The organism is Streptomyces sp. NPDC003032 (genome assembly GCF_053591415.1).
Window position 1 is genome coordinate 170,995 of the sequence record NZ_JBSFTT010000005.1, and the last position, 14,568, is coordinate 185,562.

The 14,568-nt window shown below is 72.5% G+C and carries 13 protein-coding genes; 3 read left to right on the forward strand and 10 right to left on the reverse strand.

The window, feature by feature from the left end; translation table 11 throughout:
• The gene (locus ACWDZ7_RS09440) at nt 1-696 is read left to right on the forward strand and encodes a GNAT family N-acetyltransferase (RefSeq protein ID WP_451796090.1); all 696 of its coding nucleotides are present in this window, start codon (nt 1-3) and stop codon (nt 694-696) included.
• Here the strand turns inward: ACWDZ7_RS09440 and ACWDZ7_RS09445 are convergent.
• From ACWDZ7_RS09445 to ACWDZ7_RS09460, 4 genes are all read right to left on the reverse strand, one after another.
• Nucleotides 688-1,335, reverse strand: coding sequence for a formylglycine-generating enzyme family protein (locus ACWDZ7_RS09445; RefSeq protein ID WP_451796236.1), 648 nt, complete (start codon nt 1,333-1,335; stop codon nt 688-690). The two genes, ACWDZ7_RS09440 and ACWDZ7_RS09445, sit on opposite strands and share 9 nt — an antisense overlap.
• A gap of 56 nt (nt 1,336-1,391) precedes the next feature.
• Nucleotides 1,392-2,999, reverse strand: coding sequence for an ABC transporter substrate-binding protein (locus tag ACWDZ7_RS09450; protein WP_451796091.1), 1,608 nt, complete (start codon nt 2,997-2,999; stop codon nt 1,392-1,394).
• A 6-nt stretch (nt 3,000-3,005) separates the two neighbouring features.
• The gene (locus ACWDZ7_RS09455) at nt 3,006-5,072 is read right to left on the reverse strand and encodes an ATP-binding protein (protein WP_451796092.1); all 2,067 of its coding nucleotides are present in this window, start codon (nt 5,070-5,072) and stop codon (nt 3,006-3,008) included.
• Between the two features lie 96 nt (nt 5,073-5,168).
• The gene (locus ACWDZ7_RS09460; RefSeq protein WP_451796093.1) at nt 5,169-8,372 is read right to left on the reverse strand and encodes an NACHT domain-containing protein; all 3,204 of its coding nucleotides are present in this window, start codon (nt 8,370-8,372) and stop codon (nt 5,169-5,171) included.
• 322 nt (nt 8,373-8,694) lie between these two features.
• Here ACWDZ7_RS09460 and ACWDZ7_RS09465 point away from each other — a divergent pair, with 322 nt between their 5' ends.
• Both ACWDZ7_RS09465 and ACWDZ7_RS09470 read left to right on the forward strand, forming a co-directional pair.
• Nucleotides 8,695-9,090 (forward strand): STAS domain-containing protein, encoded by a 396-nt coding sequence (locus ACWDZ7_RS09465; protein WP_451513646.1) that lies wholly within the window; start codon nt 8,695-8,697, stop codon nt 9,088-9,090.
• Nucleotides 9,091-9,157: 67 nt separating this feature from the next.
• Entirely contained in the window at nt 9,158-9,703 is a 546-nt protein-coding gene (locus tag ACWDZ7_RS09470; protein ID WP_451796094.1) for an FABP family protein, read from the forward strand.
• Here the strand turns inward: ACWDZ7_RS09470 and ACWDZ7_RS09475 are convergent.
• The 6 genes from ACWDZ7_RS09475 to ACWDZ7_RS09500 form a co-directional block, all read right to left on the reverse strand.
• Nucleotides 9,700-11,007: a PP2C family protein-serine/threonine phosphatase gene (locus tag ACWDZ7_RS09475; RefSeq protein ID WP_451796095.1), complete on the reverse strand. Its 1,308-nt coding sequence runs from the start codon at nt 11,005-11,007 to the stop codon at nt 9,700-9,702. The genes ACWDZ7_RS09470 and ACWDZ7_RS09475 overlap by 4 nt on opposite strands.
• Nucleotides 11,004-12,011, reverse strand: coding sequence for a SpoIIE family protein phosphatase (locus ACWDZ7_RS09480; protein WP_451796096.1), 1,008 nt, complete (start codon nt 12,009-12,011; stop codon nt 11,004-11,006). Before ACWDZ7_RS09480 ends, ACWDZ7_RS09475 begins: the two co-directional genes overlap by 4 nt.
• A 29-nt stretch (nt 12,012-12,040) precedes the next feature.
• Nucleotides 12,041-12,445 carry an anti-sigma regulatory factor gene (locus ACWDZ7_RS09485; protein ID WP_451796237.1) on the reverse strand — a complete coding sequence of 135 codons (405 nt, stop codon included), beginning with the start codon at nt 12,443-12,445 and terminating at the stop codon, nt 12,041-12,043.
• A gap of 122 nt (nt 12,446-12,567) precedes the next feature.
• The gene (locus tag ACWDZ7_RS09490) at nt 12,568-12,969 is read right to left on the reverse strand and encodes an STAS domain-containing protein (protein ID WP_451796097.1); all 402 of its coding nucleotides are present in this window, start codon (nt 12,967-12,969) and stop codon (nt 12,568-12,570) included.
• On the reverse strand, nt 12,966-13,844 hold the full coding sequence (locus tag ACWDZ7_RS09495; RefSeq protein ID WP_451796098.1) for an STAS domain-containing protein: 879 nt from the start codon (nt 13,842-13,844) through the stop codon (nt 12,966-12,968). The genes ACWDZ7_RS09490 and ACWDZ7_RS09495 overlap by 4 nt, the downstream gene beginning before the upstream one ends.
• A gap of 124 nt (nt 13,845-13,968) precedes the next feature.
• Nucleotides 13,969-14,469, reverse strand: a complete 501-nt coding sequence (locus ACWDZ7_RS09500) for a MarR family winged helix-turn-helix transcriptional regulator (protein WP_451796099.1) — start codon at nt 14,467-14,469, stop codon at nt 13,969-13,971.
• Nucleotides 14,470-14,568: the final 99 nt, after the last annotated feature.

A 14,568-nucleotide genomic window follows, 5' to 3' on the forward strand; every position in this document is an offset into this window, starting at 1 on the left:
ATGGGAATGGACGAGGCGGGCCGGGCGCGGATGGAAGCCCGGCTGCTCCGGGAGATCGGCGCGAGCGGCCAGGACGTACGGAGCCTGCGCGAGCGCCTCGGCCTCGACTCCGGCTACGTCAGCCGCCTGCTGCGCTCCCTGGAGGCCGACGCCCTGGTGACCGTGGAGCCGCTGCCCGAGGACCGGCGGACGCGCACCGTCCGGCTCCTGAGCGCCTCGACCGTCACCCTGGACGCCGTCGACCCGGACCACCCCGACGCCCAGAGGTGCCTGCACGCCTACTTCGCCGAACTCCAGGAGAGCTTCGACACCGGCTTCGACCCCGCCCGCAGCCTGCTGCCCGACGCGGGTGGACTCCGGCCGCCGCACGGCGTGTTCCTGGTCGCCCGGACGCACGGCGAGCCCATCGGCTGCGCCGGGCTGAAGCTGCCGCCCGGCTCACCGGCCGAGATCAAACGCATGTGGGTCGCGCCGCACGCCCGTGGCCTCGGCCTCGCCCGCCGCTTCCTGTCCGAGCTGGAGGCGCGCGCCGCCCGGCACGGCCACGACGTACTGCGCCTGGACACCAACAAGGCGCTCGCCGCCGCCGTCGGCCTCTACCGCTCGCACGGCTTCCGGGAGGTCCCCGCGTTCAACGACGAGCCGTACGCCCACCACTGGTTCGAGAAGCGGATCGACGCCCCGCCGTCACGGTGAGGAACGCGCGACGCGGAAGCCCACGTCGTCCACGCGGTAGCTCGGGTGGCTGCGGCGCCGCGCGGACGCCCGGCAGCTCCAGTGCTCGTCGAACCAGCCCCCGCCGCGCAGCACGCGGTAACCGCCGTAGACCTCGGCGTCGTACACGTCCCAGCACCAGTCCCACACATTGCCGAGCATGTCGTACAGTCCCCAGGCATTGGCCCGCCTGCCGCCCACGTCATGGAGGCGCTCCCCGGAATTCCCGCGGTACCAGGCGATGTCGTCGAGCGGCCCGTACCGCGGCCCCGTCGTGCCCGCGCGGCAGGCGTACTCCCATTCGGCCTCGGTCGGCAGCCGGTATCCGTCCGCCGACGCGTCCCACGCGACGCCCTCGCCGTCGGCGTCGACGCGGTAGGCGGGCGTGAGACCGGCGCGCTCGGACAGGGCATCGCAGAAACTGACGGCGTCCCACCACGAGACGCCCTCGACGGGCAGCCGGTCACCGTGCGCGGTGCTCGGCCGCAGGCCGGTGACCTCGGCGTACAGCGCCTGCGTGACCGGAAGCGCCGCGAGCCGGTACGGCGCGAGGTCGACCTTCCAACTCCGCTGCGTGCGTCGGTCGGACAGCGTCACCTGCCCCGGCGGGACGGCGATCATCTCTTGCTCTTCGATTGCGTTCACGCGGCGGTCCTCGCGGTGTCGTACGAAAGTGATCACGCCGGGCAGGCGCTCTTGTCACCGCCTCTGAACGTCCGGTACAGCGGCAGAGGTTCCCCCGCGGGCCGGCCACCCTCCGCGGCCGGGTGCTCGACGATCGGGACCGGCTTGCAGACCGCCCACTGATCGTTGACCCCGGGGCCCTCGAATCCGTACGTACCGGCGGCTCCCCGCAGGCAGTTGCTGCAGCCGTCCGCGGAAATGGTGGGGTTGATGAGGGTGTTGTAGACGTCGTCCTTCTTCGGGATCAGCGGGGGCCCCTTCTTCATCGGCTTCCCGGCGCTGTCGTTGATGTCGCTGTACGTACGGTCGACGGCGTCGGCGAGCAGCGTGAACGCGTCGTGGTACATCACGGCGTATCCGTCGTTCAGCGAATCCGGTCCCAGCTGGTGCTCGAACTTGAGCTTATTGAAGCGGTCGATGAAGCGGCCGAGCGCCTTCGGCGGATCGTTGTTGTCCTTGTCGCCGTTGCTGTCCCACCAGGCCGGGTCCACGGACGACGCGTCGACGATCATGGCCCGCGCCTCCTTCAGCCAGCGGGTGGTCTCCGGCGTGGTGAGGGTCGGTTCGAGACCGATGCCCACCTTGAGCAGGCGCAGCCGCGAGCCGCGGTCGCAGTCGCCCTCCTGCGCGAGACGTTTGATGAACGCCGGCAGGTCCTGGTCGCGTCCGGCGAAGAAGACGGTGTCGGACCGCGCGGTGCAGATCTTCTGCACGGCGTCGGTGAACCGCTGGGGGATGCCCTTGTCGGTGCCGGATGAGCCGGTGAAGTTGGAATTGTGGCCCTTGAAGTCGTACTTCTCGCCGAAGTGCTTCTCGAAGACCCGGCGCAGGTTCCGCGAGTAGACGTCCTCGCTGCGGTTGTCCCAGACCAGGAACCCCTGCTCCTGGCCGGGCCGCTTGGCGAGGTACTGCTTGAGGGCGCGGGCGAACTGGTCGTTGTTCGGTGACGTCTTGAAGAAGTGGCCGGCGTTCATGTCGGCCGCGGTGATGACGGGGCCGACGGTGGGGATGCCGCGCTCGCTGAGCGCGGTGATCGTCCGCCGTGTCTCGGGGGTGCTGCTGGGGATGCCGGTCACGCCGATCAAGGGGGCACGCTTGTCCTTGGCCAGCTCCACCAGCCGGTCGACGACGGGAGACCAGTGGTCGAGGTTGCGGCCGTCAGGGGCCAGCAGCAGCTGGTAGTGCGGCCCGCTGCCGCTGTTGGCCTCCTGCTGGGCGGCCAGCGACCCGGCCAGCGCGCGGCGGATCATGTCGGTGGTCATCGCGCTGGACTCGTCCGAGGTGAACGGCATCATGAGCGCGATCCGTACGTAGGGGATCCGCGCCGCGTTCCCCTCGGGGGACTCCGCGTCCCGCTCCACCTCGGCGTTCTCGTCGGCCACCGCCTCGATGAGGCTCTCGACGCGCGGGTCGGCGTCGAAGGCGTGCTCCGTCACCCCGACGCAGTCCCCGCCGAGTTCGCGCAGATCGTCACCGCACCTGCCGGGCCCGCGCGCGCCAAGGGTGAGCAGGGCGGCGACCACTGAGGCCACCAGAGCGAGACCCAGGACGGCGGCCCACTCGATCGGTCCCCATTCGCGGGGATGGCGACGGAACAGCATGCTTCCTCACTGTCCTGGTATGGGGAGGGGGCGCTTGTCGCGGGCGGCGGCGGGCCATCTGCGGGCCGCCTGGCCGAGCGCGACGCGCCAGGAAGGGTGGCGCAGGGAGAGATAGGCCAGCTCCTGCTCGATGGCGGTGCAGGTGTCGGGGTCCGGCTCGGTGTGCGGTTCGGACAGGTACCACAGGGCGTGCAGCAGCCGGTTGACGCAGCGCTCCGTGTCGTCGAGGTGGACGTAGCGGCCGTCGTGCGCGCCGAGCGCGATCCGCAGACGGTCGTCCTCCCAGTCGCGCGCGGGCGGGGTGGGGGCGGTGGCGGCGTACCGCAGGCACCGCAGCCAGTGGCCCGCTCCCCGCTCGACCTGCTCGGACTGGAACTCCTCCGTCAGCGAGGCCACCACCGTGTCCACGCTCCCCGCGGCGAGCATGTGCCGCAGGGCGTCCGCCTCGCCCTCGTCGCCGCGCTGGGTGTGGTGGTTCTGGAGGAATCGGTGGATCTCCTGCCAGCCCCGGCTGTCGTCGGGCCCCGGGGAGAGCCGGCGGGCCTCGTGCACCAGGAGCGTCTGGAGCAGCGGATCGGTGACCAGCGGGCTCTCGGGCGGCGTGAGGCGCTGCCAGTGCTGCTGTTCGAGGTAGTCGGTGACCGCGTTCGCGGGGAACTGCTCCGGGCCCTCCAGACGCAGCCGCGTCGCGAGCGCCTCGGCCGCCGTGCTGTCCCTGGCCAGGGAGAGGAGGGTGAGCCGGTCCCGCTGGCGCCGGTCCGGCAGCAGCCGCTCCAGCAGCGCCTCGCCGATGGGGCGGCCGTCCCTCGCGGACAGTTCGAGGAGGTCCCTGGGGGCGACGGCGCGGCCCGCGCGGGTCGCGTCCCGTACCGCCGTGCACAGCATGGTCGTGGCCGCGGGATGGCCGCCGGTCAGCGTGTGCAGGGCGGAGGCGAGGTAGGGGTGGAGCGGGGCGCCGATCGAACCGGCCTCCAGGAGCGGCAGGACGTCGTCGCGGCTCAGCGGTGTCAGCGGGACGGTGAGCAGGCCCGCCGACGGCGCGGTGCCGAGGCGCTGCCAGCCGGACGTCCGTACCAGATCGGCCAGTTCGCGCCGGACGGGGCCGGGGTCGCTGCCCGGTGGTTCACCGAGCCGGGTGGCCACGACGACCAGCTCCTCGCGCTCAGGGGACTCGGCCATCGCCCGGTGTTCGAGCAGCAGGTCGAGGAAGCGCCGCCCGGCGGGCACATGCACGTCGTCGAGGAGGACCAGGGGCCAAGGCTCGCGGTTCCAGCGCTGGAGCCGGCCGTACGCACCGGCGACATCGTGCCGGAACGCCGCCACGAGCGTCCGCTCGACCGCACGCCGGTAGTCACCGCCCTGGTGGTACCAGTCGGCGAGCAGCTCCAACGGGTCGGCGCCGTCGGCGAGTTGGGGAAAGCGCCCGCGGTACCAGTCCCTCTCCGCCCCGGCCCGGTACCGGTGCGCGTACTCGCCGTGCAGGGCGCGGGAGATGCTCGCCGCCCCGCTCCTCGGTGCGCCGGGCACCCCGGGAGCCACCGGTTCGGCACGTGCCTCCACCGCGAGGGCCCATGCCTGGCGCAGCTCCTGCTCGGGCTCGTCGGCCAAATGGCAGGCGATCAGCAGACGGGCCAGCCGCAGACAGGCCGTGTCCCGCTCGGCGTCGTCGCCCGGCTCCCAGCTGGACACGGCGAACAGGCCAGGCAGCAGAACGGGGAAGGCGCGCCGGTACGAAGGTCCCAGCTGCCGCGCCAGCTCGATCAGAATGCCGACCAGATCGGTGGCGAGGTGACCGTCGGCGTCGGACCCGGCCGGCGCGAAGGCCGCGGCACCGGCCGGTGCGATCCGGATGTGGGCCAGGGGCAGCCTGCCGCGGTAGTGCGCCGCCAGCTCCCGCAGCACGGCGGTCCGCCCCATGCCGTGACGCCCCGTCACCAGGACGACGGGCAGGTCCTGCTGGAACTCCCTCGCAGCCCGCGAGCGCTCATCGTATTTGAGGCCGGTCAGCCGAGGGACGAGCGCGCGCAGGAGCGGGTCCCTGCCGTACAGCGGCACGTCTTCCGCTCTGTCCATGCGACTGGTTCCCGCCTCCGTAGTACCGTCCTGTCCTCAACCCTCCTCGGGGGCAGAGAACTTACCCTGAGCACACAGCCGGTGCCAGTCCGTTGATCACGGCTGTGGGTAGATGGAGAGCTCGACATCCGAGGAGAGCGCCTCCATGCCGCGTACTTCACCGGGGTAGGCGAGCCGGACGCGGCGCAGCCGGTGCAGCGCGGCCAGTGAGGCGAGGTCCACCTCGGCGGCCTCCGTCAGATGGATCTCCTCAAGGCCCGGCAGGCGCAGGGCGATCCGGCGCAGCGGCACCGCGGTACCGGCGCCGGCGTGCACGTCCAGCCGGGTGACCCGGGGAAGCTGCGTACGCGGCGCGAAGAGCAGCATGCTCAGCTGTGCCGACGTCAGCGTGAGCGTACGCAGCTCGGGCAGGTCACCGAGGAGCGTGCCCCAGGAGTCGGGCGCCAGCCGCTCGCTCGCCTCCCGCAGACGCAGCTCCGTGAGGTTCACGCAGGCGGCGATGTCCACGAGGCGGGTGGCGGTCGGCGGCAGCGACAGGACCCGCAGCCGCTCGGGGCACGGCAGGTCGGCGAGGCCGCGCCAGGGGACGTCCGCGCCGATCAGAAGCGTGTCGAGCCGGGCGCAGCCGGCCAGTTCGTGCAGCGGCTCGAAGCGGGGCAGGTCCCGCAGCGCGAGCCGCCGAAGCCGCGGGAGCCGGGCGAGAGGCCCGGGGTCCTGGACGTTGCGGCACCCGCGCAGCCCGAGCGACTCCAGCTCGGTGTAGTGGATCAGTACGTCGAGCGAGTCCAGGGACAGGATGTCGCGCAGCTGCAGCTCCCGCAGATGGCGTGCGTCGAACGCCGAGCGGATGTCGTCCGACGTGAAGTCGCCCCGCAGACTGACGCGCCGGTACCCGGCCATGGTGCGCAGCACGTCGAGCTCGGCGCGCGAACGCACCGTGACCATCTCGTCGGGCGCGATCTCCAGGAGCGGCCGGACGATCTCCTCGGCGTACACCTCGGGGTCGAACCGGTTCCAGTGGTGCAGCAGTTGCGCCCGGACGGCGCTCTGGCCGGTGTGCAGGAACGGCCGCAGGCGGGGGATGGCGGCGTCCCCGCCGATCTGGCAGATCGCGTGGACGGTGGCCAGCTCCTCGTCGCCCGTCAGGGTGTCGGCGCCCGGCAGCAGGCCAAGGAGCAGCGGCCCCGTCTGCGCCAGGGACCTGGCCTCGCGCAGGCTGCGCGGCGGCACCATGCGAGCCGCCTGAGCCTCGATGGCCTCGCGCACCACCGGCGCGACACTGGTGGCCTGCTCCAGGGACGCGAGCGCGAGCAGCCGCAGCCGCGCCTGGACGGCCGGGTCCCTCTCCCGCTCGCCCCGCTCGCGCAGCCGGGTGAGCAGCTCACCGCGCTCGTGGTGCCGGGCCTGGGCGACGACCATCTGCACCACGTCCTCCCACTGCTCGAGGTGCGCGTTGTTCACCAGCATCCCCATGTCCCGCTCTTCGAGCACCGCCTGCGCGCCGAGGAAGTCCTGGAAGGTGCGGTGGATGAAGTCGACGGCGCCCTGGGCGGGTTCGCGCAGCAGCCCGGACCGCTCCAAAAGGAGCTGGAGGACGTCCTCCGCCTCACCGATCTCCGCGAGGCGCTCCACCGAGGGCATCAGACGGCGTACGACGTCGACGGCGTCCGCCCGGTCCAGCTCGGTCCGTTCGTTGCGGATCAGCCAGTAGGCGAGGCGCCGCAGCGGCTCGGTGGCCGACTTCTGGTCCAGCTGCGGGGTGCCGCTGCCGCCGTCGTAGACCCGGCGCTCCACGTCGCGCCGCTCCAGGAGCATGGCGAGCGCGGCCTCGTAGAGCGACGTACGGCCGCGCGGCAGGAAACCGCGGCGCTCCCGGTGCAGTGCGCAGATCAGCCCGCACATCAGCGGGTTGGTCGCCAGGCGGCTCAGCTCCGGCCTGCTGCGCAACGCGAGCGTCAACGACTCGCCGAGGTCGGCGGGCGCCCCCGCCGCCACGTGCCAGCGTTCGATGAACCGCCGCATGTCGGCGGGCGGCATCCCGCTGAGCGCGAACTCGTGGAACCCCTCGTGCCGGAGCCATCCCTGCTCAAGGGCGGAGGGACGGGAGGTGAGCAGCCACAGATTGCCGGGGAAGACCGCGAGGAGCTTGCGCAGCCAGGTCTTGACGCGGCCGCGCTCGCCCTTCGGGATCTCGTCCGCGCCGTCGATCAGCATCACCGCCCGGCCGTTCTGCAGCACGCGCGTGGCCCACCCCTCGGGCTCGGTGCCGAGCAGGGGGCAGTCGATCCAGCGGAGGAAGTCCTGCGGCATCGGCAGTTCGGCACCCTTGCGGGCCAGGGCGCGCAGCGGCATGACGAACGGCACGCGCCCCAGAAGCTGGGAGAGGGAGCCCGGCACCCGGTCCTGCCGCGCCGTGGTGAGGGCGAGCCACTGGACGAGCGTCGTCTTGCCGGTCCCCGCGACACCGCGCAGCAGCACACGGTCGTGGGTGGCGAGCGTCGTCTCCACCGGCGCCGCCGCGCGCTCGGCCGACTCGCCTTCCGCGATCGGGACCGCGTCCGACAGGCCGCGGTAGGGGGCGGCCTCCAGGCTCAAGTACGCCGTCTCCAGAGGCCACTCCTGGCCCGCGGGCTCGCGCAGGTCGACGCCGTGGATGGTGAGCCTGCCGTGGCACTGGACGACATAGCGCGCGTACTCCTGCTCGAACCGGGCGTCCTGCGCGGAGATGTCGGGAAGGCGCTCCAGGATCCGGTCGAGGCGCTCGCTCTGCTCGCGGACCTCACGGCTCTGCTCGACCTGCGTGCGCGCCGCGAACCCCGGCTGCTCGCTGAAGAACCGCACCACGTGGACGCACGCCGTCTCCAGGAGCCGGTCGTGGAAGCGGGCGGCGTCGTCGCTGAGGAGTCTGCGGGTCTCGGGCCCCGCCCGCCTCGACAACTCGGCGGCCAGCCTCTCGGGTCCCAGCGCGAAGGCCTGGACGTCGTCCATGTCGAGGTCGCCGAGCGCGTGCAGGGTCCGGGTCAGCGCAAGGCCCACGGCGTCCTTCTCGTCGGCGCCGACCGGTGGGTCGTACGGCCCCGCGGCCCGCACCGCGCGGCGCACCAGCTCCCGGGCGATCCTGTGCAGGTCGTCCTCGGTGAGGGTGCGGTGCTCGCGGGAGAAGGCCATGAGGCGCCGCACCGGGATCGGCCGGTCGTCGTACTGTGCGCCGGGCGCCTTCGCGGGAGGCAGCAGCAGCCGCTTCAGCAGCGGCGCGATCACCGCCGACGCGATACGCAGCCCTACCGTGCCCCCGTCCACGCACCCTCCCTCTGCCGCTCCGACCCCACGGCCGGAACCCGTCCGCGCGGTGGTGACCCGACCAGCGTAGCCGTGGACCCACGGTGAGCCGCCGGCGTCGGATGTACTCCGCCAGAGAAATTCCCGCCGGCGCGGAGAAAAGCCGCCGGAAGTGGTACTCGGACGTCACGGCGAACCACGACGGCCCCTTGTCGGGGCCTCGTTGAGGACCCGACATTCTGTGCCCGGCCCTGTCGGGTACGCGTATGCGCACTCCTGAAAAGAGTGCCGATCAACGGTCGCCGCGGGCGTAGGGTGGCGCCGCGTAGAGAGGGAGGCGCCGATGTCCACGCAGATCCGTCGTCTGATCATCACGGAGCTGGCGAGCTGTGACGACTGCGCGGTGCTGCGTGTCACCGGTGAACTCGACCAGACCGGCGAGGCCCACTTCCTCGGCACGCTCGGCGCCTATGTGGACGCGGGGCACCGGCATCTGGTCCTGGACGCCACCGCCCTGTCGTTCTGCGACTCGCGGGGGCTCAACTGCCTGCTCGCCATGCGGTGGCTGCTGGAGCGCCGCGCGGGCAAGCTCCTCCTGGCGGGGGCCGGACGCCGGCTGACCGAACTGCTCGCGCAGACCGGCAGCGCCGAACTGCTCCCCAGCCACCGGACGGTCGGCCTCGCCCTGGCCGAACTCCCGGAACCGCAACGGCCGGTCTGGCCGCCCGTGCAGGACTGAGACGGCGCGCTCCGCACCCCGGCACCCGCCGATCCCGACCCGACCCGACACTTCAGGAGCGCGAACCGTGTTCGACCCCGCACCGCAGGAGCACCCGTACCCCGACGCCCTCCGCCCGGACGCGGCGCCCGCCCCGCACGCCCTGCTGACGCCCGTGCTCGGCCTCCTGGGCGTCTGGCACGGCCGGGGCCGCGGCGGGTACCCCACGCTCGACGGGGAGTTCGCGTACGCGCAGGAGGTCACCTTCAGCCACGACGGCCGCCCCTTCCTCCACTACGAGGCCCGCGCCTGGCTGGTCGACGCCGACGGCCGGCCGCTGCGCCCCTCGGCCCGGGAGAGCGGCTGGTGGCGGCTCAAGCCCGACGGCCGGGTGGAGGCGCTGATCACCCAGCCCACCGGCATCGCGGAGATCGCCGTGGGCCACGCGGCCGACGGCGCCGTGGACCTCTCCACGCACGAGGTCGCCCTCGCGCCGACCGCCAAGAAGGTCGACGCCACGCGCCGCCGCTACACCCTCGCCGACCCCGACACGCTCACCTTCGTCCACGACCTCGCGGCCGTCGGCGAGCCGCTGCAGCACCACCTCTCGGCGCGGCTGCGACGCGAGGACTAGACCGCGTCCGCCCGGCCGCCCGTCGCGTACGGCGGACGGAAGCGGACGGCCATGGCGAGCGTGTCGTCCTCGTGGAGGACGTCGGTGAGCATGTCGCGCGCTATGGCACCCGGCAGATCCTCCGTGGGCCTGCCGCGATAGCGGCGGGCCGTGCGCAGCAGGCGCTCCTCGCCCTCGCGGGGGTCCCTGCGGCTCTCCGTGAGGCCGTCGGTGTACAGGATCAGCAGGTCGTCGGAGCCCAGCGTGGTGGTCAGGACGCGCTCGCTCCCCGGCAGGGGGAAGCCGACGCCCCGGCCCCGCACTTCGAGGAAGCCGGCCTCCCCGTCGGCGCGTACGAGGAGAGCCGGCGGGTGGCTTCCGTTGGCCAGCGACAGCCGCCCGCTCGCGGGGTCGAGGTGCGCCAGCAGCAGGGTGGCCATGACGCTCTGGTCGAAGGGGGCCAGGATCTCGTCCGTGCGGGCCACGATCGTCTCCAGAGGATGGCCTTCCAGGGCCAGCGTGCGCACGGCGTGGGTGACGGTCAGCGCGGTGCGCGTGCTCGTGACGCCGTGCCCCAGGGCGTCGACGATGGTGATGTGGACCGTCCCGTCCGGGAGGGTGAACCAGTCGTAGAAGTCCCCGCCGGTGGGGATGTCGTCGCTGGCGGGAGCGTAGTGGACGGCGAGTTCGAGGCCGTCGACGTGCAGCGGCCTGGGGCGCAGCGCGTCCTCCAGGGCGCGCAGGGTCCGGCCGTGCGCCTTGCGCAGCTCTTCGTCCCGCTCCTCCAGCTGTACGTAGAGCGCCAGTACGCCGCTGTTGGTCTCGGCCAGCTCATGCTTGAGCTTGCGGTGCTCGTCGGCGAGGAGGTCGGCCCGGGCCAGCGCGGCGCGCAGTTCCTCCTCGATGAGTGCCAGATCGGCGTCGCCGTTGTGGGCGGCGTGGGTGGCGGGCGCCGCCAAGGGCTCTGCGGCGGGCCGAGGTATGACCGCGGCGACCGGCGCGGCCGCCGACGGCAGCGGCACCCGCCACACCACCGTGCCGTCGGCGCTCGCCTCGCCCGGCAGCGGAAGCCGATCGGCCGTCACCTGAGCTTCCGGGCCGGGGGGAAGGCTCAGCGCGAGCGTCAGCCGGCCGGTTCCGTCGTCGCCCGCCCCGTCGGCCGCGGTCAGCGTGACGGGCCGGCCGGAGTGCAACGCGGCGGCGGCCGTCTCGCTGAGCGACAGCACGATCCGGGCCCTGTCCTCGGCGGGAAGCCGATGGGCGAGGGCGATCCTGCGTACGGCGCGCCGCAGCGCGGCGGGCGTGCGGAAGGTGGCGCTGGTCATCCGATTCCCAGAGAGCTGCCGAGGGCGAGAACGGTGGCGTCGTCACGGTGTCGCCGGTGTGTATGGGCCAGGGATGCCGCCAGCAGGGTCGGCGGCAGGGTCAGTCGGTCGGGGGCCGGATCGTGTGTCCACCGATGGTCGATGCCGTCCGTGTGGAGGACCACGGCGGTGCACTCGGACAGGTCGAGGAACCGGCTGCGCGGCACGGGCAGGTTGTAGCCGACGATGCCCGCCTGCCCGGTGAGCTGCTGATGGACGCCGCGTACGGACAGCGTCGCCACGCGGATGTTGCCCACCCCGCAGAGTTCGGCGCGGCCGGAGCCCATCCGCACCGTCGTCGCGGCGGCGCCGCGCGTGTGCCGCAGCGCGCTGTGCAGGGCGTCCAGCACGTTCCGCAGCGGGGCGTCGGCGCAGGACAGGAAGGTGCGCACGGCGCGCCGGCTGGCCGCCGCCGCGTCCGGGCCGTGGCCGAGCCCGTCGATGACGAGGCCCGTCCAGTTCCCGCCGTCCTCGACGACGGCGTATCCGTCCCCGCACATCTCCTCCCCGTCGGCGGGCAGGCACAGGGCGCCGATGTCGGCTGCGGACCGCCTTCCGTGCGGGACCGCGAGCCGGGCATGGGCGAGGGTGCCGCGCCCCGCCGCGGAACGCAGCGTGAAGTCGGTGGCTATCCGACGCACCGCTCCCAGTCCCGCGCCCATGGTCTTCGTGGTGCTGTAGCCGTCGGTGAGGCTGAGCCCGATGTCGGGGATGCCGGGGCCGCGGTCCACCGCCACGATGTCCAGCGCGGTATCCGGCGCGGCGTCCAGCGGGGATTGCCGTCCGAGGGGCGACTGCTGCAGGAAGAGCGCGCCGTTGCGGGCGTGCTTGCTGATGTTGCTGGCGAGTTCACTGGCCAGCACGGCCGCCTGTTCAGGCAGTGCTCCGGGCATGCGGCAGGCATGGGCGAGGGCGCGGGCACGGCCGGCCGCGGTCTGCACGGCGCTGTGGTGATCGATGGGCACGTGCAGCGTGGTGGGCGTCGCCGGGGCGTTCATCGAGGTCCGAGCCAGCGGACGGCGGTGACGGTGGTTCCCCGACCGGGCGCGCTGGTCACCTCGAACTCGTCCATGAGGCGGCGTGCCCCGCCGAGCCCGTGCCCCAGTCCGGCACCGGTGGTGTAGCCGTCCTGGAACGCCGCGTCGAGGTCGGCGATGCCGGGGCCGTCGTCGCTGACCGAGAGCCGCAGCCCCTGACGGCCGCCCCGCTGGACGAGTTCGATGACCAGGGTGCCGCCACCGCCGTGGACGTAGGCGTTGCGGGCGAGTTCGCTCGCCGCGGTGACGATGCGGGTCTGGTCCACCAGGCCGAAGCCCGCGCGCAGGGTGGCCTCCCGGACGGCGTGACGCGCGGAGAGGAGGTCTTCCTCGGCACGGATCTCGTGGGCCACGGTACGGATCTCGTGGTTCGCGGCGCCGATTCCATGGGTCACGCCGGTGCTGTCGCGCGGGCGCTCCGCAGGGTGGGCCGCCCCGGTGGGGGACGGGACGGCGGGGATCTCCTCGAGGTCGCCGTAGAGGGTCAACTGACGCCCCCTCCGGTCGGCGGGACGGGCGCCTTCTCCCAGCCCAGCGCCCGCAGGCCCTGCTCGGCGTTCAACGTGGTCTCCACGCCGGAGAGTTGCAGGCCCAGCTCGACGAGGGTGATGGCCACGGCGGGACGCATGCCCGCCACGATGACCCGGGCGCCCAGGAGGCGGGCCGTCGTGGTGAGCTCCATCAGGGTGCGGGCGACGAAGGAGTCGATGAGCTCGAGGCGCGAGATGTCGATGAGGATCCCGCGGGCGCGGTCGGCGACGACGCGCTCGGTGAGTTCCTCGGTGAAGGCGACGACGCTCTTGTCGTCGAGTTCGTTGAGCAGCCCGGTGACGAGTACGTCGCCCAGGCGCAGGATCGGCACACCGCCGCGGGGGCCGCCGGTCATCGCAGGCCCGCGGGGTCCGCCGAGCGGGTCGCCCGGTCGGTGAGGGAGATGGCGGCGGCCAGGGCGTCGGCGAGTGTCGCCCGGGTCGGAATGGCGGACAGGTCGATGCCGAGTTGGGCGATGATCTGGGCGATCGGCGGGCGGATGCCGCTGATCACACAGTCGGTGCCCATGAGGCGTACGGCGTTGACGGTCTGCATGAGGTGATGGGCGACAGCCGTGTCCACGGTGGGCACGCCCGTGATGTCGATGATCGCCACCTGCGCCTCGTCGCGCTCGATGGCCTGGAGCAGGTTCTCCATCACCACCTGGGTACGGGTGGTGTCGAGCGTTCCGATCAGCGGGACGGCCAGGACCCGGTCCCACAGGCGCACCACCGGCGTGGAGATCTCCAGGAGCTGCCGGCTCTGCCGACGGATGATCTCCTCGCGTCCCTCCACGTAGGTGGCGAAGGACAGGGCGCCCGCCGTGTCGAGGAGCCGATTGACGAACACGGCGGCGTGGTACAGCGCGTGGGTGTCGCGCGCCTGCTGCTGCACCGCTTCGAGCAGCGCTTCCTTGAGGGCCAGTACGGCCAGCGAGGTCACGGTGGGCGTGGCGCCGCCCCGCGCCCGGCGCAGGGACAGGTCGGTGATCGCCTGGCGCAGCTCCGGGTGGGCGGTGGCCACCCGCTCGACCGGATGCCCGGTGTCGAGCCCCGCGCGCAGGGCGTCCACGAAGGCGTCGGCTTCCTCACGCAGCTCGGCTTCGGTGATGCCGGTGCCCAGAACCGCGCGCTCCAGTTGGAGTTGCACCCACCGGTCGGCCACCTTCTCGCCCTGCTCGCGCAGTGCCGCACTGACGCTGAGCCGGGCCTCGGGTTCACTGGCGTTCATTACATCCACCTTAGCAATTGTTGTCGCACGGCAAACGTTAGTCGAGAGGGCCCGATCATCGGAAGTCCTGCCGGTGGTGAGATCGGGCCGAGCCGTCAGGCGAGGGGAACCGACAGGGAAGCCGTCAGGCGGATTCCACCGTGCCGCCGGCCGCGGCCCCGCTCTTCGGGCCGGTCTCCTCGACGGCCGTGCGGAACCCGCTCAGGCCCTTCTCCAGCGCCGCGAGGTCCGTCCCGGTCATGCCGGAGATGACGTCGAGCAGGGCACTCTCACGACGTGCGCGCAATTCTTTGAGGTAGCTTTCTCCCCGGCCCGAGAGGCGCAGCTCAAGCTCGCGGCGGCTGGCCGAACTGAGGGAGCGCTCGATGAAGCCCAACGCGTGAAGGCGGTCGCACATACGGCTCACCGACGAGGGCGCGGACCCGAGCACCTCACCGAGGGTGCGCAGATTGATCCCCTGGGCGCCGTCCAGGACGTACAGCACCCGGAGCTGTGACGAGGACACCGGGGCCGACGACGTGATCTCCCGGCCTTTGTTCCACAGCACTTCGAGCAGCTCGGTGACGTCCCGGACCGCGTGCGCGGCGGCGTCCTGGTCGCCGCTGCCGGAGAGGTCGGGATTCATGCCCTCAACTGTGACACTTCGCAATGACCTTGTCAGTCGCTGAGACATGAGGGGCTGTTCGCTCCTTCTTGCTATGTCATTCCAGATAGGTGGTAACCG

Bases quoted from the DNA above. Each gene is read 5' to 3' on its own strand.
- ACWDZ7_RS09440 (WP_451796090.1), top strand. From the start codon at position 1: ATGGGAATGGACGAGGCGGGCCGGGCGCGGATGGAAGCCCGGCTGCTC.
- ACWDZ7_RS09450 (WP_451796091.1), bottom strand. From the start codon at position 2,999: ATGCTGTTCCGTCGCCATCCCCGCGAATGGGGACCGATCGAGTGGGCC.
- ACWDZ7_RS09495 (WP_451796098.1), bottom strand. From the start codon at position 13,844: ATGAACGCCAGTGAACCCGAGGCCCGGCTCAGCGTCAGTGCGGCACTG.
- ACWDZ7_RS09455 (WP_451796092.1), bottom strand. From the start codon at position 5,072: ATGGACAGAGCGGAAGACGTGCCGCTGTACGGCAGGGACCCGCTCCTG.
- ACWDZ7_RS09500 (WP_451796099.1), bottom strand. From the start codon at position 14,469: ATGAATCCCGACCTCTCCGGCAGCGGCGACCAGGACGCCGCCGCGCAC.
- ACWDZ7_RS09475 (WP_451796095.1), bottom strand. From the start codon at position 11,007: ATGACCAGCGCCACCTTCCGCACGCCCGCCGCGCTGCGGCGCGCCGTA.
- ACWDZ7_RS09445 (WP_451796236.1), bottom strand. From the start codon at position 1,335: ATGATCGCCGTCCCGCCGGGGCAGGTGACGCTGTCCGACCGACGCACG.
- ACWDZ7_RS09465 (WP_451513646.1), top strand. From the start codon at position 8,695: ATGTCCACGCAGATCCGTCGTCTGATCATCACGGAGCTGGCGAGCTGT.
- ACWDZ7_RS09490 (WP_451796097.1), bottom strand. From the start codon at position 12,969: ATGACCGGCGGCCCCCGCGGCGGTGTGCCGATCCTGCGCCTGGGCGAC.